At 70.1% G+C, this 18679-nt stretch carries 18 protein-coding genes and 1 pseudogene; 7 read left to right on the top strand and 12 right to left on the bottom strand.

Annotation, left to right across the window (positions count from 1 at the left end; translation table 11 throughout):
• Positions 1–229 precede the first annotated feature (229 nt).
• From B073_RS46930 to B073_RS0135135, 8 genes and pseudogenes are all read right to left on the bottom strand, one after another.
• Complete coding sequence (locus B073_RS46930) at positions 230–610, bottom strand: hypothetical protein (protein ID WP_158690300.1); 381 nt, start codon at positions 608–610, stop codon at positions 230–232.
• 801 nt (positions 611–1411) lie between these two features.
• Positions 1412–1552: pseudogene (locus B073_RS49475) on the bottom strand (IS630 family transposase); the annotation flags it as partial.
• 288 nt (positions 1553–1840) lie between these two features.
• The gene (locus B073_RS0135160) at positions 1841–2587 is read right to left on the bottom strand and encodes a class E sortase (protein ID WP_018542758.1); all 747 of its coding nucleotides are present in this window, start codon (positions 2585–2587) and stop codon (positions 1841–1843) included.
• Between the two features lie 26 nt (positions 2588–2613).
• Complete coding sequence (locus tag B073_RS0135155) at positions 2614–4182, bottom strand: class E sortase (RefSeq protein WP_018542757.1); 1569 nt, start codon at positions 4180–4182, stop codon at positions 2614–2616.
• On the bottom strand, positions 4179–4835 hold the full coding sequence (locus B073_RS0135150) for an aminodeoxychorismate/anthranilate synthase component II (protein ID WP_018542756.1): 657 nt from the start codon (positions 4833–4835) through the stop codon (positions 4179–4181). The genes B073_RS0135155 and B073_RS0135150 overlap by 4 nt, the downstream gene beginning before the upstream one ends.
• Positions 4832–5008, bottom strand: coding sequence for a hypothetical protein (locus B073_RS47375; RefSeq protein WP_018542755.1), 177 nt, complete (start codon positions 5006–5008; stop codon positions 4832–4834). The genes B073_RS0135150 and B073_RS47375 overlap by 4 nt, the downstream gene beginning before the upstream one ends.
• An 81-nt stretch (positions 5009–5089) precedes the next feature.
• Positions 5090–5794, bottom strand: a complete 705-nt coding sequence (locus tag B073_RS0135140; protein ID WP_018542754.1) for a class E sortase — start codon at positions 5792–5794, stop codon at positions 5090–5092.
• A gap of 35 nt (positions 5795–5829) precedes the next feature.
• Complete coding sequence (locus B073_RS0135135; RefSeq protein ID WP_018542753.1) at positions 5830–6600, bottom strand: DUF881 domain-containing protein; 771 nt, start codon at positions 6598–6600, stop codon at positions 5830–5832.
• 177 nt (positions 6601–6777) lie between these two features.
• Here B073_RS0135135 and crgA point away from each other — a divergent pair, with 177 nt between their 5' ends.
• A complete protein-coding gene (crgA, locus tag B073_RS0135130) occupies positions 6778–7032 on the top strand; it encodes a cell division protein CrgA (protein ID WP_018542752.1) in 255 nt (84 codons plus the stop codon).
• Between the two features lie 259 nt (positions 7033–7291).
• On the opposite strand, the gene B073_RS0135125 is transcribed toward crgA, so the two are convergent.
• Both B073_RS0135125 and B073_RS0135120 read right to left on the bottom strand, forming a co-directional pair.
• Complete coding sequence (locus B073_RS0135125; protein ID WP_018542751.1) at positions 7292–8206, bottom strand: rhomboid family intramembrane serine protease; 915 nt, start codon at positions 8204–8206, stop codon at positions 7292–7294.
• Between the two features lie 154 nt (positions 8207–8360).
• A complete protein-coding gene (locus B073_RS0135120; RefSeq protein WP_018542750.1) occupies positions 8361–8888 on the bottom strand; it encodes a peptidylprolyl isomerase in 528 nt (175 codons plus the stop codon).
• 291 nt (positions 8889–9179) lie between these two features.
• Here B073_RS0135120 and B073_RS0135115 point away from each other — a divergent pair, with 291 nt between their 5' ends.
• Complete coding sequence (locus B073_RS0135115; RefSeq protein WP_018542749.1) at positions 9180–9908, top strand: DUF5324 family protein; 729 nt, start codon at positions 9180–9182, stop codon at positions 9906–9908.
• A gap of 114 nt (positions 9909–10022) precedes the next feature.
• Here B073_RS0135115 and B073_RS0135110 read toward each other — a convergent pair whose 3' ends face one another.
• Positions 10023–10943, bottom strand: coding sequence for a LysR family transcriptional regulator (locus tag B073_RS0135110; RefSeq protein WP_018542748.1), 921 nt, complete (start codon positions 10941–10943; stop codon positions 10023–10025).
• 93 nt (positions 10944–11036) lie between these two features.
• Here B073_RS0135110 and B073_RS0135105 point away from each other — a divergent pair, with 93 nt between their 5' ends.
• Together B073_RS0135105 and B073_RS0135100 are read left to right on the top strand one after the other, a co-directional pair.
• Positions 11037–12416, top strand: coding sequence for an MFS transporter (locus tag B073_RS0135105; RefSeq protein ID WP_018542747.1), 1380 nt, complete (start codon positions 11037–11039; stop codon positions 12414–12416).
• Between the two features lie 1266 nt (positions 12417–13682).
• Positions 13683–14687 carry a tyrosine-protein phosphatase gene (locus B073_RS0135100; protein ID WP_018542746.1) on the top strand — a complete coding sequence of 335 codons (1005 nt, stop codon included), beginning with the start codon at positions 13683–13685 and terminating at the stop codon, positions 14685–14687.
• A gap of 205 nt (positions 14688–14892) precedes the next feature.
• Here the strand turns inward: B073_RS0135100 and B073_RS0135095 are convergent, their stop codons facing one another.
• Positions 14893–15615, bottom strand: a complete 723-nt coding sequence (locus B073_RS0135095; RefSeq protein ID WP_018542745.1) for a VC0807 family protein — start codon at positions 15613–15615, stop codon at positions 14893–14895.
• Positions 15616–16259: 644 nt separating this feature from the next.
• Here B073_RS0135095 and B073_RS0135085 point away from each other — a divergent pair.
• The 3 genes from B073_RS0135085 to B073_RS0135075 all read left to right on the top strand — a co-directional run bounded on the left by B073_RS0135085 (position 16260) and on the right by B073_RS0135075 (position 18512).
• Positions 16260–16532, top strand: a complete 273-nt coding sequence (locus B073_RS0135085; protein WP_199788232.1) for a helix-turn-helix transcriptional regulator — start codon at positions 16260–16262, stop codon at positions 16530–16532.
• Positions 16504–16908, top strand: a complete 405-nt coding sequence (locus tag B073_RS0135080; RefSeq protein ID WP_026248022.1) for a hypothetical protein — start codon at positions 16504–16506, stop codon at positions 16906–16908. The genes B073_RS0135085 and B073_RS0135080 overlap by 29 nt, the downstream gene beginning before the upstream one ends.
• Positions 16909–17357: 449 nt before the next feature.
• Entirely contained in the window at positions 17358–18512 is a 1155-nt protein-coding gene (locus B073_RS0135075; RefSeq protein ID WP_199788231.1) for a sensor histidine kinase, read from the top strand.
• The last annotated feature ends 167 nt before the right edge of the window (positions 18513–18679 follow it).

Genomic DNA, 18679 nt, shown 5'->3' with positions numbered 1-18679 from the left:
CATAAAGTGGAGCTCCCGCGTCCCTAGGAAGGGACGCGGGAGCTCCACTTTATGCAGGTCGCACCGGGGGCCCAAGTGGCTGCTTTCAGTTCTGGAGAGTAATCTCTTGACGAAGACAACCTTACGAGGCTCTTAGAGCGCCCCGATCAAGGCAACCAAAAGGGGATCAGCAAGTTAGCAGAGGCTCTGAACTCGACGCCCAAGACCAAGAGCCTGCCTATCCCTGATGTCACTTATGCTTCAAAGCAAGTGACCACGCGGCAGACTTGCTGTGAAGGTTATCACCAGGCTTTAGCTGGTAACTCATACCCGTGCAATTCTTACCCTTGTAAACCACCACCCAATAAGCCTGCCAGGGTTCCTCATAGCCAATCAGCCCGTTCACCTGAGCAGAACGGATCGGATGGGAGGTGTTGTAGCATTCACCGTGCCACGAATTCGGCCCAAAGGATGTTTCCCCCTTCGAATGCCCATAATACTCGTCGGAATACAGACAGAGCATTGGCGTTCCGCAGTCGCCCGAAGCCTGAGCAGGCGAAGCCAGAACCGGAATCGAAAGCGCCGCAACTGAAGCTATTACAAGTCCAGTTCGAGCAGCCTTCCACTTCATCAAGTACAGCCCCTTTACTATCCCCTGAAACAAAGAATGACTTGAACGCCCAAGACCAGCTCGTAAATCTCAACCACGAGAGATCATCGACACTGCAAACGAGGATCGCACGTATGCTCGAATATGTCCATCCCGCCCCTCTCATTCAAGCCAGGTACGCTTTCCATCTCGCGCACACTAGCCATTTTTGGTAAAATTTTCTATTTGACTGTAATTCCCTCAAATTTCGGACTAATGCCCCGAAGGGGCGGCCGGCACAGGGAATGGGCGCCGCCGGTATTCCGAGATTCGAATGAGAGCCGGCACGCCCCCACCCAGTGGGCAGCGAGAACGGCGGAACTGCAACCCCGATGTGCGGAGAAAACGCGAGCCCCGGAAGTATCTGCTCGCGAAGGCACCCCAGGGGAACCCGACCACAGCGCCCGACCGCGGGCCCGTTCTTGTCCCGCCTGTCCCACCGCACCACCGGCGCACACCGTGCACAAGACGTGCGCACCACGCTCGAGCCACTGGTACGTATGTGTGTGCCGGAGGGACCCCATGTCACGCACTGCGATAAGGCGGCCAGGTGGGACGCACATCTCGCTGATCATCGGACCAGCCGCATTCTGGGATCTGACCCGCTCCGTGCTCGCGGTCGCCCGCGACCGCGTCCGGGAGGCGAGTGATCGGGAATAGATGCTGACCAAGAACAGCCTACGAGCGCTTGATCAGCAGCCACTCGCATACCGCATCGACGCCTGCTCCAAGCGCCAACTGGACCAGCTGGGCTACTGAGACTTTCGGTTCGGGGCGACGTGATGGCGAAGCTGGGATCAGTTCGGCCTCGGCGATGAATCCGTCGAGCAGGCTGGGTTGGTACTGCATTCGATTCAGGCATGTGCGGGCCAGTGCGGCGCGATCTTCGATGCTGCACGGGGCCAGGTTGCCCAGGCTGTGACGTCGGTGCGGCGCTGGCTTTCTCCACCGGCGGCTGGTTGACATTCGTATCCGCTGTCCGGTGTGGAGAGTTCTCTGTCTAAGCCAATTCGCGAGCCCCTCGGATCGTCGGCCTCCATCGCCTCACACTGGGGGCCGCCGCCACGTCCGCGTGCGGCAGCTCTCCGGCCTACAAGGCAGCACGAATCTCATTGCATTACAGCGGTGTCCCGACGGCGCTTAAAGGGCACACTGGAGGTTCTCGTGGACCGGCGCGGGCTGGATACGGAAAACCAGGACCTGACGGTTGGCCTAGCGGAGTTCGACGGGCGGCGTACGGTCGGCGTCGACCTTCTGGGTGCGGACCAGTTCGCCCCAGACGACGTAGCGGTACTCCGAGGTGAAGACCGGGGTGCAGGTGGTGAGGGTGATGTAGCGGCCGGCCTTGTGCTTGCCGGATTCGGCCGGGATCTTTTCGAGAACCTTCACGTTGTACTTCGAGGTCTGCGGCAGCGTCGCGTAGACCTTGTAGACGTACCAGGTGTCCTTGGTCTCGAAGACGATCGGGTCGCCGGCCTTGAGCTTGTCGATGTTGTGGAACTTCGCGCCGTGGCCGTCACGGTGGGCGGCGAGGGCGAAGTTGCCCTGCGGGTCCTGCGGCAGACCGGACTTGACGGGCTTGGTGTAGTAGCCGGCCACGCCCTCGTTGAGGATGTCGCTGTCGGTGCCCTTCTTGACCAGCACCTCGCCGTTGTTCATCGCCGGGACGTGCAGGAAGCCGATGCCGTCCTTGGTGTCCAGCTCCCCCGGCCCCTTGGGTCCCGGTGGCGTCGCCGCCCAGTGCTTGCGGATCTGGTCGCTCTGCTTGTGCGACTCGCGGTCGGCGAGGACGTTGGTCCACCACAGCGAGTAGACGACGAACAGGCCCATGATCAGGCCGGCGGTGATGAGGAGTTCACCGATGACGCTGACGACGGAGGCGAAGGTGCGCCACCCCCGGCGCGGCTCCGGTGACATCGCGGGCCGGTCGAGTTCCTCGTCGATTCCGCTGGCAGTCACCGCGTAGCTCCCCTTCAGTCGTCCGCTCAGCCGGCGAGCGCTTCCGGTTTGCCCTTGCTCCGCGGCCGCTCGTCGACCATCTTGCCCCAGACGATCAGCCGATAGGTACTGGTGAACTCGGGGGTGCAGGTGGTCAGGGTGATGTAGCGCCCCGGCCTGGTGAATCCCGAGCCGGGCGGCACCGGGTTGATCACGCTGGTGTTGCTGGGCGAGGTCTGCGGAAGGACGCTCTCCATCTCGTAGGTGTAGTAGGCGCTCTGCGTCTCCACGACGATCTTGTCGCCCTTGGTGAGGCGGTTGATGTAGCGGAACGGCTCGCCGTGGGTGTTGCGGTGCGCGGCGACGGCGAAGTTGCCGGTCTTGTCCCAGGGCATTGCGGTCTTGATGCCGCTGGCAGGGCCGTAGTGGCCGATCATGCCGTGGTCGAGGACGGAGTGCTTGTCGATGCCTTCGGCGATCGGGGCCTTCACATCCAGCTTGGGGATGTACATGATGCCGAAGCGCTCGCCCTCGGCGAGGTTCTTCTTCTCGCCGCCGCCCTTGTCCCACTGCTGCTGGAGGTTCTTGGTGGCGCCGCCGGCCTCCTCGTCGGCCATGACGTTGGTCCACCACAGTTGGTAGGTGACGAAGAGCAGCATCAACACGCCGAGGGTGATGAACACTTCGCCCAGCGCGCGGCTGGCGATCAGGCCGGGGCTGTCCTTGGCGGCGCGCTGGGCCCGGCGGGCCTCGACGCGGGTCATGGGGGCCTTGGGCGTCTCGGCCGGCGCAGCCAAGGCCGAGGCGGCGCGGGAGCCATGGCGGCCGTGGCGGCCACCGCGTTTGGCGGCGGCCTGGGCGGCCTTGCGGCGGGCCGCGCGGCCGCCCGTCGCCGGAAGCGCCGTGGTTTCACGTGAAACGGCGGTGGCGGCGTCGGTTTCACGTGAAACGGTGCCGCTGGTTTCACGTGAAACGGTGCCCCCGCCGTGCTGTTCGGCCTGGCGCAGCGCCATGGTCTCGTTGTCCGGCCGCGACGGAGTCTCGGCCGGCGCGGACCGGGCGGGCCGAACGGACCGCGGCGGAAGCAGGGGCTGGATCGTGGGGAGGGGCGCGGTCAGGGCCTCCGGGACGCCGTGCGGGCCGGGTATGCGTTCGGCGGGCGGGGCGTATCTGCCGTGGCCGAGGCCGCCGTTCACCTGGCTGTAGGCGTCGGCTTCGGGGGCGTGGGGGCGGGCGGGCCGGGGCGGGGGGACCGCGTCCCCGGGGCCGGGCTTGCGGTGCCGTGCCGGGCGCCGCGGCGCGGTGTGCGGCGCGGGGCGGGGGGACGCCGAGGGGTCCTGGCGGGGCCGGAACCACGGCGAGCCCTCGGCCGTGACTCCCCCGCCGGTGCCGGCGGTCGGCGTTTCCTGCGGGTAGGGGCCCGCGCCCGGGTGGTGCCCGGGGGCGCGGCCGGGCAGGGGGTCGTTCAGCGGGTCGTCGAGCCGCTGAACCGCCGTCTCCAGCGCGTCGGACCGTTCGTACGGGGTGTCCGCCGCGTACGGCTCGTGCGGAGCGTACGGCTGGTCGTCGTACGGCTCGTGGGGCCGTCCGTCGCGCTCGGGGCGCAGCGCGGTCACGCGCCGGCCTTGCCGACCACCGGGGCAAGCCCCGCCGAACGCTCCACCGCCTCCTTGTCGCCGCACTCCACCAGCCAGTTGGCCAGCATCCGGTGTCCCCATTCCGTCAGGACCGACTCGGGGTGGAACTGCACGCCCTCGACGGGGAGTTCGCGGTGCCGCAGGCCCATGATGATCCGGCCGCCGGGGGCGTCGTCGGCCTCCGTCCAGGCGGTGACGGCCAGTTCCTCGGGGACGGTGTCCGGTTCGACGGCCAGGGAGTGGTAGCGGGTGGCGGTGAACGGCGAGGGCAGTCCGGCGAAGACGCCGGCGCCTTCGTGGAGGACGGGCGAGGTCTTGCCGTGCAGCAGTTCGGGGGCCCGGTCCACCACCCCGCCGTAGGCGACCGCCATCGACTGGAGGCCCAGGCAGACGCCGAACACCGGGACACCGGTGGCGGCGCAGTGCCGGACCATGTCGACACAGACCCCGGCCTGCTCGGGCGTCCCGGGCCCCGGGGAGAGCAGCACCCCGTCGAAGCCGTCCTGCGCGTGGCGGGGGGCGACCTCGTCGTTGCGCAGCACCTCGCAGCTGGCACCGAGCTGGTAGAGGTACTGGACGAGGTTGAAGACGAAGCTGTCGTAGTTGTCGACGACGAGAATCCGTGCGGTCATCGGGTGGCTGCCATCCCTTGGTCGACAGTGACGTCATTGAAGGGCAGCAGGGGCTCCGCCCACGGAAAGACCCACTGGAAGAGCACGAAGACCACCGCCAGCGCGAGCACCACGGAAATCAGCGCCTTCACCCACGTGTTGCCCGGCAGATGCCGCCAGATCCAGCCGTACATGCTGTCGCTGTCCCCTTGCCGATGCCGTTGACGATGTCGATTGCGACACCAGAGTAAAGGGAGAGGGTGCGGGCAGGTGGGTCAGCCGGCCAAAGCCGAGGGCCTTCCTTGTGTGACGGGTTGGGTGGAATCGAGGTGTGCCCAGGCGATCAGCCGGTGGCTGTGGCCCCACTCCGGTTCGCAGGTGGTCAGGGTGAGATAGCGGCCGGGGCCGGTGAAGCCGGATTCCCGCGGTACGGGGTCGATCACGCCGATGTCGGTGGGGAGCGTGGTGAAGGGCCGGTTGTCGATGCGGTAGGTGAACCACGTCGTGCCGTCGGTGAGGACCACGGCGTCCCCGGGGCGCAGGCGGGGGAAGTCCTTGAAGGGGTCGCCGTAGGTGCGACGGTGGCCGGCCACGGCGAAGTTGCCGGTCGCGCCGAGGCGGGCGGTGCGGTCGTAGTGGCCCAGGCCGCGCTGGAGGACGTCGGTGCCGGTGCCCTCCAGGACGGGCTTGGCCCAGTCCGGGCCGAGGCGGGGGATGTACATCACGGCGAACGAGCGGCCCGGCTCGTAGCGGCGGGGCGGGGCGGTGGGTGCCGGGCCGGGGGTGCCGGGGGCCGGGGTGCCGGCCGCGGCGGCCGGACCGGTGGACCACTGGTGCTGGAGGCGGTCGATCTCGCCGTCCATCGCGCTGTCCGCCCGGACGCCGGTCCAGTAGAGGAGGTAGACCACGAAGAGGACGATCAGTGTGCCGGCCGTGAGGCAGATCTCGCTGGCCGTCCGCACGATCCACCGCACCGTCATCGGGCCGCCCCTCCCCGCCGGCCCGCGGGTGCGGGCTACGGCTTCACAGGCTGTGCGTAGTGGAGATCCACTGTGCCGGAGTAGCCGGGAAGAGTCACCGCCTCGTGCTGGTCGACTTTCCAGCCGAGCCCGTAGGCGTTGACGTACTGGAGGTAGTTCTGGATGGCGAGGGAGGCGGTGAGCGCGCGGTTGAGCGCGTCCCGGTCGCCGACCGCGGTGATCCTGTACGGCGGGGAGTAGACCTGGCCCTGGAGGATCAGGGTGTTGCCGACGCAGCGGACCGCGCTGGTGGAGATCAGCCGCTGGTCCATGACCTTGATGCCCTTGGCGCCGCCGTTCCACAGGGCGTTCACCACGGCCTGGAGGTCCTGCTGGTGGATGACGAGGTCGTTGGGCTGGGGTTCGGGGATGCCGGGGATCTTGGCGGTGGCGTTCGGCGGGGCGTCGGTGAGGGTGACCGTCAGGCCGGGGCCGGACAGCGGCTTGGTGCCGGCGTTCTGCTCCAGTGCCTTGAGCCTGGCCTCCGCCGCGCCGGAGGGGCGGGTGTCGCGGCGGGCCAGGGCGTCGACCTCCGCGCGCAGGCCGGCCATCCGCTCGTCCTGGACGCCGTTCTTGTGGCTGCGTTCCTGGATGAGGTCGGACAGGCGCAGCATCGAGTCGTCGGAGCGGAGGTTGGTGCCGCGGGCGGTGTCGAAGCTCAGCCAGAACATCAGGCCGGCGAGGGCGAAGACGAGGAGGGTGAGGAGCCGGACGGGCCGCAGCCGGAGGCGGGAAGGGCGCCCGGGGGAGCCGGCGGAAGTGCTCAACGTACCCTTACTCCTTACGACGCCGCGGAAGCACTACGCTAACGGACGCCTGGGAAGGAAATCCGTTCCCCTCGTGTCCGTACCCTGGCTCCCGCCCCGTAGCGCCCCGCCCGGCGGGGGAGACCGCCCGCTCGCCGTGGAGAGCGGGGGAGCAGCACATCGACAGGAGAGTTCCTCGTGCCGAAGTCACGGATCCGTAAGAAGGACGACTTCACGCCGCCGCCGGCGAAGTCCACCAACCTGAAGATGAACTCGGGTCGTGGCTGGGTCGCGCCGCTGATGCTGGCGATGTTCGTGATCGGGCTGGCGTGGATCGTGCTGTTCTATGTGTCCGAGGGCGATCTGCCGATCAAGGCGATGGGCAACTGGAACATCGTGTGCGGCTTCGGCTTCATCGCGGTCGGGTTCGGCGTCTCCACACAGTGGAAGTAGCGCGGGACGCGCTCCCGAGGGCGGCACAAGCCCTGCCCAAGGCCATCCACACAGTTATCCACAGCCGGGGAAAACTTCAGAAGATCTGTGGATAACCTTCGGGAGGTTGACGCCGGTGTGACTGGCGGCACCTCCCGCAAAGGCCCTCCGCCCCCGTCTCTTCCTGCGGAAACGCCGTTCTACGAGGCGCCGGGGCGGACGTCCGCACAGCATGCACAAGATCCTTCACGGACTGTGGACAACGCGCGCGCCGAGCGCCTCAGCCGGTCAGCTGAAGGGTCCGTACCCACACCGTCGCGACGATCGCCAACAGGACCACCACGCACGTCCCGACGTGCACCAGCGTCCGGCGGTCGCGCGGCGCGTGCACCATCCCGAACGCCACCGCGGCGCCCACGACCAGGCCGCCGACGTGCGCCTGCCAGGCGATGTTCGGCCACAGGAACGTGAAGGCCAGGTTGAGGCCGAGCAGGATCAGCACCGGCTTCATGTCGTAGCGCAGCCGGCGCATCAGCACCGCCGTGGCGCCCATCAGCCCGAAGATCGCGCCGGACGCGCCGAGCGAGGGCTGGTTCTGCGCCGCGAGCAGGTAGGTCAGGGCACTGCCGCCCAGACCGGCGAGCAGATAGAGCACGGTGAAGCGGAGCCGGCCGAGCGCCGCCTCCATCGGCGGGCCCAGCCACCACAGCGAGAGCAGGTTGAAGCCGATGTGCGCGATCTGCTGGTGCAGGAAGACCGCGGTCAGCAGGCGGTACCACTCGCCGTGGGCGACCCCGACGAGCTGGTAGCGGGCGGGGTCGACGGCCAGACTGATCATGTCGAACCGGCCGGGCAACGGGCTCGCGTCGCCGCCGGTCGCCAGGACCGCGATGAAGACGGCGACGTTGAGGCCCAGCAGGATCTTGGTGATCAGCCGGGGGTCGGCGGTGAGCGTGCCGCCCGCTGTCGTGCGCGGCGCGCCGGCCTGCGGGGCCGGGCCGCTGCCGCCGCCGGTGCGGACGCAGTCCGGGCACTGGAAGCCGACCGAGGCGCTGATCATGCACTCCGGGCAGATCGGCCGGTCGCAGCGGGTGCAGCGGACGCCGGTGGGGCGGTCCGGGTGGTTCCGGCAGGTGGGCAGGCCGTCGTGGCCGTGCGCCTGCTGCGGCTCCTGCGGGCTGCCTGGCTGGTCCATCGGTCCCCTAAAAGTCCCTACGACGAGCTTCGCGCCCCGCCCTCCCGTCGCCCGGCCACCGCCCCACAACGAGCTTCGCGCCCCGTCTCTCTATCATCTACGACCGGACGGGGCGCGATGGTTCCCCGGAGCGGGCCGGGGAACGCGACCCGGGTCAGCGGGTCTCGATCACCACGGACTCGATGACGACGTCCTGGACCGGACGGTCGGTGCGCGGGTTGGTCTGGGTCTCCGCGATGGCGTCCACGACCTTCTTGCTGGCCTCGTTGGTGACCTCACCGAAGATGGTGTGCTTGCCGGTCAGCCAGGCCGTCGGGGAGACGGTGATGAAGAACTGCGAGCCGTTGGTGCCCGGGCCGGCGTTGGCCATGGCCAGCAGGTACGGCTTGTTGAACGCCAGGTCGGGGTGGAACTCGTCGGCGAACTGGTAGCCGGGGCCGCCGGTGCCGTTGCCCAGCGGGTCACCGCCCTGCAGCATGAAACCGCTGATCACGCGGTGGAAGACGGTGCCGTCGTAGAGGGGTGCCTGCGTCGGCTGGCCGGTCTTCGGGTCGGTCCACTGCCGCTCGCCCTTGGCAAGCTCGACGAAGTTCTTGACCGTCTTGGGGGCGTGGTTCGGCAGAAGCCGGAGTTCGATGTCGCCCTGGTTGGTCTTCAGGGTGGCGTAGAGCTGCTCAGCCACGATCTACCTTCCATAAGTCTTCACTGACGATCCCCGATCCTCGCATGAAGCGGCCACCGGGTGTCGGGCCGCCACCTCTTCTTGCGGTTCGTACTGATTTCCCGCGCATGCCGCGGCACCCCGTGGCATGGTCGTCACAAGGCTCCGGAAAGTCCCCGATGCCCCGGATGCCCGCTCGCAGGTGCCGTGCGGGCAGGGAGCGGGCATGCTCGTCATTCGGGTGGACAGGCGACACAGCAGAGGTGGGGGAGCAGCCCCCAGACCCGGACCCCACCGAGGAGGAGGATCCCCGTGACCCGCAAGGACAGCGTGCGCGCCGCGACCCATTCCGCCAAGGACGGCGTGCGGCACGCAGCGGAGGTGGTGGCTCCCTACGCCGGTACGGCCAAGGACACCGCTGTCCACTACTCCCACGAGGCGTGTGCCCGGCTGGCCCCCAAGGTCGCCGAGGCGGCCCACCAGGCCCGTGCCCAGTACGACGCCCGTCTGCACCCGCGGATCGAGCACGCCCGCGGCGCACTGCCGCCCAAGGTGGACGCGGTGGCGACCCGGGCCGCCCGCCGCACCCGCAAGGCCGCCCGGCAGGCCGCCGACTACACCGCCCCGCGACTGGAGAACGCCGTGGTCAGCGCCCGGGCGGCGGCCGAGCCGGTACGCGAGGAGGCGCTGGCCCGGGGCAGTGCGGCGCTGGCGGTGCTGCGCGGGCAGGTGACGGCCGAGGAGATCGAGAAGCTGCACCGGAAGCAGTGCCGCCGGGCGGCGTGCGGCAAGGCCGCCCGCCGGCTGGCGCTGCTGGGCGTCGTGGTGGCCGGCGCGGTCGCCGCCTGGAAGTGGTGGGACAAGCAGGCCAACCCGGACTGGCTGGTCGAGCCGCCGGCGCCCACCGAGGTCGGCGACCGCGGCCACCTGAGCGCCGTCGACGGCAGCCAGGGCACCCCGCTCGACCCCGAGGTCCAGGCCAAGCAGGCCGAGGCCGAGGCCGACTCCGACAAGCGGCGCAGCGGCGGCAACAGCGCCTGATCCCGCTGACGTACCGCCGACGGGCCGCGCACCGCACCGGGGCGCGGCCCCGCCCGTACGGGGCCCCGAGGGGCCGTGGACGGCCGGGAGCGCCGTGGACGCCCCGGGGGCCGGTCAGGACACCTCGGCCCGGGTCTCCTCCCCGGCCAGCGGGTCGGCGCGCCGGGCCAGGTCGAGGAGGGCGTGCAGGGACCGTTCGGCGAGGCCGAGACGGGGGCGCCACTGGGCGACGATGCTGACCGGGCGGATCGGCTCGGCGAGCCGGAGGGTGACGAGGTCGCCCTGCTCCAGCTCCCGGGCGACCGCCAGCCACGGCAGCAGCGTGACGCCGTGGCCGTGCGCGGTCAGCCGGAGCAGCGCGGAGAGCGAGCCGGTGACCTGCGCCGTGTGCGCTCCGGCGAGGAGGTCCCGGCCCAGCCGGTCCACCAGCATTTCGGAGGTGCAGCCCCGTTCGGCGACCAGGAACACGCAATCCAGGAGCCGATCCGGCGTCACCCGCTCCTCTTTGGCCAGCGGGTGGCCCGGGCCCACCACCAGGACCGTGCGGTCCCGGCCGACGACGGTGTGCGGGCCGAGTGTCCGCCCCCCGTTGTCGTACTGGAACGCCACATCCAACTCGCCCTCGCCGAAGGCCCGTTGCACGAGGGCGCGGTTGCCGACCGTCAGCTCGACGTCGGCGCCGGTGCCGGGCCCGGCCGCGCCGTACTCCAGGGCCGCCAGCACCTCCGGCATCCAGCCGTGCGCCAGCGACTCCTGGGCGCCGATCCGCAGCCGGGGGCGGTCGCCGCGGGCGGCCCGCCGCATCCGCTCCTCCAGCTCCAGGGCCTCGCGGGCGTGCGGCAGCAGCCGGCGGCCGGCGTCGGTGAGGGTGGCGCCGGTGCCGGCGCGCACCAGGACCGCCGCGTCCAGCTCCGCCTCCAGCCGCTTGAGCTGGGCGCTCACGCTGGACTGGGCATAGCCCAACTCCTGGGCGGCGGCGGAGATTCCGCCGTGGTCGGCGACGGCGACGAAGGCGCGAAGATAGCGGGAGTCCACGCGCCAAGGATGCCACCGGGCATCGGAGTTTCCGATGGGGATATCGGAAGTGCGGCGTCGCCGACGGGGCCGCTTCCGGGCGACCGTGCCGCCATGACCACCGACACCGTCGCGCCGGCCGCCGGCGCCACCTCGCCGGCACCCGCCCGGTCCCGGCTCGCGTTCGCCGGGATCGCCGCCGGCAATCTGCTCGTCCTCCTCGACACCACCATCCTCAACGTCGCCCTGCCCGACCTGCGGCGTTCCCTGCACCCGGCCGCCGCCGCGCTGCCCTGGGCGGTCGACGCCTACACCGTGGTCTTCGCCGGACTGCTGCTCGCCGCCGGGGTGTTCGCCGACCGGTGGGGCGCCCGCCGGATGTACACCTGGTCGCTGGCCGGCTTCGCGGTGCTGTCCGTGCTCTGCGCCGCGGCGCCCGCCGCCGGCCCGCTGATCGCCGGGCGGGCGCTGCTGGGGGCGGCCGGCGCCGGCCTGGTGCCTGCCTCGTTGGCGCTGCTCATCGCCCTCTATCCCGACCCCGCGCGGCGCACCCGGGCGATCGGCGCCTGGGCCGCGCTGAGCGGGCTGGGCGCGGCGGCCGGCCCGGTGCTGGGCGGCGCTCTGGTCGAACTCGGCGGCTGGCGGCTGGTGTTCCTGGTGAACCCGCCGATCGCGCTGGCCGCGCTGCTGCTCGCCCGCCGGCTCCCGGCGCCGCCTGCCCGCGCCACCGGCGGCACGCCGCGCGCCCTGGACCGGGCCGGGCTGCTGCTGTCCACCGGCGCGCTCGGCGCCCTCACCTTCGGCCTGGTCGAGGCCGGCATCGAGGGCTGGTCCGCGCCGTCCGCCTGGGCGCCGGTCGCGGCCGCGGTGCTCGCCCTCGCCGCGCTGGCCGCCGTGGAGCGCCGGGCCGCGGCGCCCGTACTGGCGCCGGCGCTGCTCGCCCTCCCCCGGGTCCGGGCCGCCCTGCTGGCCGCCGCGGTGTCCTGCTTCGCCTACTTCGGCGGGATGTACCTGCTCGCCCTGTGGCTGCAGCGCACCTACGCGCTCGCGCCGCTCGACGCCGGGCTGGCGTCGCTGCCGCTCACCTTCCCGGTGTGCGTGATGCCGTTCTTCACCGGGCGGCTGGTCGCCCGGCACGGCGCCCGCCCGGTGCTGCTGGCCGGGATGACGGCCACCGCGCTGGCCGGGGCGCTGCTGCTGCTCGCCGGCGGCCGGCCGCCGCTGCCCCTGCTCCTGGCGGCCGAACTGGCGCTGGCCGCCGCGGGCACCCTGTCCATCCCCGGCGCCGCCGCCGCGGTGGCCGTCGCCGCACCGCCGGAGCTGACCGCCACCGCACAGGGCGCCCTCAACGGCATCCGGCAGGCCGGTGCGGCACTCGGGGTCGCCGTGCTGGGCACCCTGGGCGGGCTGCCGCACGCGGGCGGGGTGCTGCTGGTCGCCGGGCTCGCAGCCGCCGCACTGATCTTCCGCGCGGGCGCCCCGAGCCGCGGGTGACGGCGGCCGGTGCGGCGGCGTCCCGCAAGACGTCGCCTTGGTCCGACGAGCTCCCGACGACGGCCGAACCCTGCTTCAGCCGACGCCGACAGTAGCCATGGCCTCACCAGCACGTTCGGGCTCCGCGCGGCACGACGGGGGCAGCCGCGCGAAGAGCCGACCACACTCGGCCGAGGTGTAGGACCGGTTGCGATACAGGGGGCTGTGGACAGCGCCGACAGCGACGCACTGCGTCCTCCAGAGACTCGAGCGATACCTCATCGCGATCGCCGGCCTTGAACGCGACGTCGCACAGCGCCTTGTCGATGCCGACGGCCTGCATCTTGGCCCGCACGCGGGCGTCTTCGGGAGCCCCCCGCTCCGTCCGCGGCCTTCAGGTCGAACAACGGCTTACGAGCATCATGAGCCAGTGGCATCAGACTGCGGTAGTTACGCAGCGTTGCAATGCGATACCGATCGTCGTCACGCGATGGCGGTTGCTCCCCGCGGAAGCGGAATACACCCACGGGATTCGCTGCAACCAGCGCTCATACGCTTTGACTGGCCTGTCAAGGCGCATCTCCGGCTGCCGATGGGCGAGCAGCGTCGGCAACGCCTTTGGAGCAACGATCGAGCCGGGTCGGCCGGGCGATCCGCCAGCGGATCTCGAACCCGCCTCTAACGCGCGCCCCGATGCTGCTGCCATGACACCTCCGATCAGCATCACCGACCTGGTCTGCTGCGGCGTCGTGGCCGGAGTGCTGTTCGCGGTCGCGCTCGGCGCCGTCCCGGCGTTCCTCGCCATGCCCCCCGCGGGCCATGTGCCGGTGCACCAGCTGGTGGGCGCGGCACTTCGACAAGATCATGCCGCCCCTCATGCTGTGCAGCGTGGCCGGCGACGTCGCCCTGGCCGTAACGAACCCCGGGACGCAGGGCCGCCATTTCGCCGGCGCGCCGCTGCTGGCCGAGGTGTCGGTGGTCGCCCAGTTCGGCGACGTCCGATCAACCGCAGGGTCAACGCGCTCCCCCATCGACTCGCCTGCCGGCTGGCAGGTCCCCCGACCGCGCGGGCGGAACCTCCGTCGCTGCGCACCGCCTTGGCGTTACTGGCCGCGCCGGCCAACGCCTGCGCCGCCGTCCTCTAAGGGGACCTGCATCCACACACGGCCTCTGCCCATCACGGCCGACAGGGGCACACAGGAACCCGGCCACCGGCGCGGCGCGCACCGCCTCCGCGACGGACCGAGGAGCCGGAGGGGCCGGGCGTGACCCCTGGTCGGCCTCACCATGCCGCTGGTCACCGAGGGCGGCTCGGAGTACACCGCCGCCGAGTGCCGGCAGTGGCGGTCCGACGCGGGCTGCCAGGACGTCTCCACCCGGTCACTCGGCCCCACCAACACCCTGATCACCGCCGTCGCCGATGAGGCCCGTCGGACGGCGGGCCCACCGAACCCACGAGGAATCCAAGTGCCAGCTCAGACCATCGCGTTCCCCACCAACCGCCCCATCAGCCGCCGAGGGGCGTTGGCCGGTATCGGCGCGGCCGTTCTCGGGATCGCCGTGAGCCGCGTTCCCGCCGCGCACGCCGCCAACTTCCCGTCGGGCGATCCGCGCAATCGCTTCGTCGACGTGGCCGGCGCCTTCAACGTCAGGGACGTCGGAGGCTGGAAGGCCGCCGGCGGCACGATCGCGCCGCGCGTCTTTTACCGCGGCGGCACGCTCGGCCAGGTCAGCGACACCGGCCTCGCCCAGCTCTCCGCCCTCAAGCTGGCCGCGAACGTGAACTTCCTCAGCCGCGACGAGGTGGAGAAGTCCAAGCCCGACCGGCTCCCCAAGGGAGTGCGGACCATTTCGGCACCCGTCGAGAACCCCGGGGGCAGCAACAGCCACGCCGGCGGCTTCGACACCTCCAAGCCCGACCCGGGCGTGCTGGCCAAGTTCCGTGACTACGTCACGGACAAGGGGGCGCAGGCATCCTTCGGTCTCGCCGTCCGCGAGATCGCGACGCTCGACGGCAAGCCGTTCTACCTGCACTGCAACTCCGGTACCTACCGCACAGGTTGGGCCGCTGCCGTGCTGATGACGATCCTGGGAGTCGACCGTGACCAGGTGAACGAGGAGTTCCTGCTGAGCAATCTCCCCTTCGGCGCCACCTACGCCTGGACCGAGTACCTGGACGCCGCCTTCGATCAGGTCGACAAGTCCTTCGGCTCGTTCGACGGCTATCTCACCAAGGGCCTGGGCGTCGGCGACGCGCACCGTGGCCGCCTCCGCAAGGCGCTGCTGGCCTGACCTGCGCGCAACGGCTCCTGGGGAAGGGCGCGCTTCGGCGCCCTTCCCCAGCTCTTCCCTCACTTGACGGAATCCCGAGGCTGACGGCCCGACCAGCAGGGAGCCCGCGCAGGCGGCCAGGAAGACCCGCACCGCGTCCAGGCCGTGCCGACGGAGGAACCGCCACAGCCGGCGTATCCGTCAGCCACGCCGGGCGGACTGCCCCTCAGCCGCCGGCCGCGGCCTCCGCCCTGGCCGGCGCCGCCTTGAGCAGCCCGGTCCGGCGGGCCCGCGCGGTGGCGGCCGCCCGCGCCCGCATCGTGGCCAGCAACGGCCTGCCCAGCACCCGACTGACCAACGCGAGACTGATCAGTGCGGCCAGGGTCGGCAGCGGGGAGACCACCACCGCCACGCTCAGCGGCGTGGTGTAGACGATCACCACGCGGAGCACGGCCGCCACCACGAAGCCGACGCCCCAGAGCACGTTGAGCAGCCGGAACCGGCGGACGAACACCGGGTCCTCGGCCCAGGCGGCGTCCCAGGCGGCGATCAGCCGCGGGTCGCCCTTGGTGATGAACGGGGTCACCACATCGTTGATCACGGTGCGTCCGAAGTACGTCGTGACCAGTCCGTAGACGCCGCCCAGCGCGGGCACCACGGCCGACTTGGCCAGCACCAGCCGGGCGTCCCCGGTGACGAAGGTCAGCACGAGGCTGCCGACCAGCGTCACCATCATCATCAGCGGGAAGGCGCTGAGCCGGCGCGTACGGACGCAGCCGACGACGGTACGTAGTCCCGCCGCGGCCGCTCCGACGCTCAGTGCGAGCACCGGCCCGGCCCCGAAGACGAAGTGCAGGACGAAGAAACTGACCGCGGGCGCCGCCATGTCGAGCAGCAGCGGATAAACGGTGCGCGCGGCGGGCCCGCGCAGGACGGTCAACGACTTCACGAGTTCTTCCTTTCAGGACCGGACAGCACCTGTCGGGTGCAGGCCCCGGTGAGTCGATCGGCACGGAATACGGTCTCGCTGCCACGCAGCGAGACTGCACCCCCTCGGCGCCCCGCGGCGCCGGCCGGGAGGAGAGCAGGGCAGCATCGGGCAGCGCCGTGTTGGCGCCCACGCCTCCCACGGCCGTCTTTGGACCGCCGCGGGGCGCGCCGTCCGGCCCGGTCTCGGACAGCGACAGGACATGCATGCTTCGCACGCTCCTCACGCGTACGTGCGGGCCGGGGTCGCCCGGGCCGAGTCCATCCCGTGGCGATCAGGTTTCGTTCGACTCGCGTTCGAGCTCGCCCGCAAGCTCGCCTTCACGACGGATGGCCTGCGCCGGGCAGCCCTCGACAGCCACCCGCACGGTGGCCGCCGGCTGAGCGACGACGCGCTCGTGGCGAGCATGGCGTTCCTCAGGTCGGCCAGGGTGAAGGCGGACCTGTGGTGTCGGGCTTGCTTCGTCCAATAAAGGCTGTACGTCGACGACTTGATGTTGTGTCAGCCCTGTTTGAGCGACCAGCAGAGGTGAAGCCACCGGCGCCACGCGTGAGAACGACCGCGGTGCACCCCCGGCACTCGCACGGCTCTCCGCGTACCACTGGATGTCACATGGCGGGGTGGAAAGTCAGCTTGACGTCCCACGGGAAGGAAAGCACACTTTCCATGTGAGGAATAAGGTCAGGGAGCTGCGATTGGCACGCGGACTCTCTCAGGCGCAGCTCGCGGCGGCCGTCAGAGTTTCGCGGCAGACGATCAACTCCATCGAGGCCGAGCGGTATACGCCGTCCTTGCCGCTTGCCTTGTCCTTGGCCCGGTTCTTTCAGCGCAACGTAGAGGAGATGTTCTATGCCGACGGGGGAAAAGCGCATGACTAGGACCCCGACCAAGTGGTCCGTACCGGCATTCTTCCTCGGCTTCGGTTTTATCTGCTTGGTGACCGCGTCCGTCGGTGGCCATGTCGGCATCGGACTTGTGGTGTTCGGGGTCATGGCGGTGTGCAGCCTGACATTGCTCGTGCTGGCGCACCGCAGCAAGAGCTACCGCGAGGCCATCGATCACCCGGACGAACGCTCCCATTCGATCAACGTGCGTGCCTGGGCCGGCGTGGGCGCGATCCTCACTGTGGGAAACATGAGCGCCTTCATCGGCGAACTCGCATCTGGCCGCAGCGGCGATCCCTACTACTGGATGGTGCTGGTGGCCGGGATTTCCTACATCGTCTTGATCAATCTCTTGCGCCGACGCAGCTGAGCGGCATGTCGGCTGCGCACCGTGTTCAGGTGCTTGATTGCGCGTGAGCGGGTGGTCAGAGAGGGCCAGGCGAAGAGATCGTGCTGAGCGGCCATGGGGTCGGGGCCGCGCTCTGCCGCCGGTGGGCGGGACACGGCAGCACCGACTCGCCCACCGGGTGCGCTGCCTCATCGCCGGCAGGGGCCCTCCGAGCCGACGGCGGGCATCGCCCAGTCGTAGCCACAGTCGTAGTCACGCATGCTCTGACGCCAGGCACACGGCGATGTGGCGCGGTTGACGCGCCGTCACACTCCATCGGTGCTCACGGTCGATGTCCTCATTCCAGCAGCTGACCCTGCCCAACCCGCCACGAAGATGACGGCTTACGGCTGCCGTGTCCGTACTACGGGCCATGCTCGGCTCCGAATTGACCACCGATACCAACAGACGGACCCAGCTAGGAGGTTGGCATGAGCAACCTGCCGGACCCGCAACCTGAGGTGGTGATCCCCTCGGGACGGCCAAGGCCCTGGTACGGTCCGATGATTACCGCCGATGACCCTTACCCTGGCGGACTTTTCATCCTGCTCACCTTGCTGATCGGTCCCGCTTATGCGGCGATGGGCCTTCCGGCCGGGCTCGCGCTGCTCAATTCCGGTGCCCTCGGCCTCTTCGCGGCGCTGTTCGCCCTGAGTCAGTGGATCACTCCCAAGTATCCGCTCGCGCTGCGGTTGTCGTGCTACGCGGGGTTGACCGCAATGACGGCCTGGGGGGAGTGGGCGCTCGCACCGGGGTGGTGGGCGGCCGCCGTATTGACGGCGATCGCGTGCGCGAATCTGCTGGTTCGCACGCGTGGCGCGGCCCTTGGCATAGCTGGTGTCACGCTGCTGAGCCTGCTCTCGGGTGCGCCGCCGTCAGCGGCGGCACTGGTTGTGGCGTCCGGTGCCATCGCCATCCTGCGTGGCCGTCTGCTCCTGGAGGTCGCCCGGTCCCGGGCCAGCAGAAAGGCATACGCCACAGCAGCGGTCGAGAACGAGCGGCTGCGATTCGCCAGAGATCTGCACGATCTGCTCGGGCACAGCCTGGTCACCATGATGGCGAAGGCGGAACTGGCGGAACGGCTGGCAGGCGTGGATCCGGGAGCGTCAGCGGCGGCCGCCAAGGACGTGCACGAAGTGGGGCGGACCGCCATGATCGAAGTGCAGCAGGCAATCACCGGCTACCGGTCGACGTCGTTGGCTGACGAGATCGAACAGGCACACCGGAGTCTTGATCCCCTGTTCAACAGCGTCGTCGTGACCATGCCGGATCGCATATGGCCGACCCAGGTCGATTCGGTGCTGGCTTGGGGCGTGCGGGAAGCAGTGACGAACATTCTCCGACATGCCGACGCCAGCGAATGCGCGATCACTGTCGAGTCGACCGGACGATCGGTCCGGCTCGACGTCGTGAACGACGACCTGGGCGGCCGGACTGTCGAGACCGGCGGCTCAGGTGGCCACGGGTTGATCGGCCTGCGAGAACGTGCGCGGGAACTCGGTGGCGACCTGACCGCGGGGGTCCGGCAGGGCGGCGGATTCCGGCTGACGATGGAACTGCCGATCGAAACGGACGAACCGTCCTGATCCGGGGTCGCCGACCGGCCGCACCGTCGACCGGTGCGGTGCGCTCCGCCGGAACACGGCACAGGAGAAAACTCCTGAACAACTCCGTAGTTCCGCCTCTGTCCGGCTCCCGGCGCGAGTGGAACGATCTCGATGCCGGGCAGTCACAGCGGCCCGGCGCGAGAGAA

The sequence above is a fragment of the Streptomyces sp. MspMP-M5 genome, assembly GCF_000373585.1.
Lineage (GTDB): Bacteria > Actinomycetota > Actinomycetes > Streptomycetales > Streptomycetaceae > Streptomyces.
Note: the sequence above shows the minus strand (reverse complement) of the source record. Positions and strands in the feature narration are given on the sequence as shown.

Excerpts from the sequence above, each read along its gene's own strand:
- B073_RS0135140 (WP_018542754.1), bottom strand. The coding sequence starts at position 5,794 with ATGACGGTGCGGTGGATCGTGCGGACGGCCAGCGAGATCTGCCTCACG.
- B073_RS0135125 (WP_018542751.1), bottom strand. The coding sequence starts at position 8,206 with ATGGACCAGCCAGGCAGCCCGCAGGAGCCGCAGCAGGCGCACGGCCAC.
- B073_RS0135075 (WP_199788231.1), top strand. The coding sequence starts at position 17,358 with ATGAGCAACCTGCCGGACCCGCAACCTGAGGTGGTGATCCCCTCGGGA.
- B073_RS0135080 (WP_026248022.1), top strand. The coding sequence starts at position 16,504 with ATGCCGACGGGGGAAAAGCGCATGACTAGGACCCCGACCAAGTGGTCC.
- B073_RS0135100 (WP_018542746.1), top strand. The coding sequence starts at position 13,683 with ATGCCGCTGGTCACCGAGGGCGGCTCGGAGTACACCGCCGCCGAGTGC.
- B073_RS0135105 (WP_018542747.1), top strand. The coding sequence starts at position 11,037 with ATGACCACCGACACCGTCGCGCCGGCCGCCGGCGCCACCTCGCCGGCA.
- B073_RS0135085 (WP_199788232.1), top strand. The coding sequence starts at position 16,260 with ATGTCACATGGCGGGGTGGAAAGTCAGCTTGACGTCCCACGGGAAGGA.
- B073_RS46930 (WP_158690300.1), bottom strand. The coding sequence starts at position 610 with ATGAAGTGGAAGGCTGCTCGAACTGGACTTGTAATAGCTTCAGTTGCG.
- B073_RS47375 (WP_018542755.1), bottom strand. The coding sequence starts at position 5,008 with ATGTACGGCTGGATCTGGCGGCATCTGCCGGGCAACACGTGGGTGAAG.
- B073_RS0135150 (WP_018542756.1), bottom strand. The coding sequence starts at position 4,835 with ATGACCGCACGGATTCTCGTCGTCGACAACTACGACAGCTTCGTCTTC.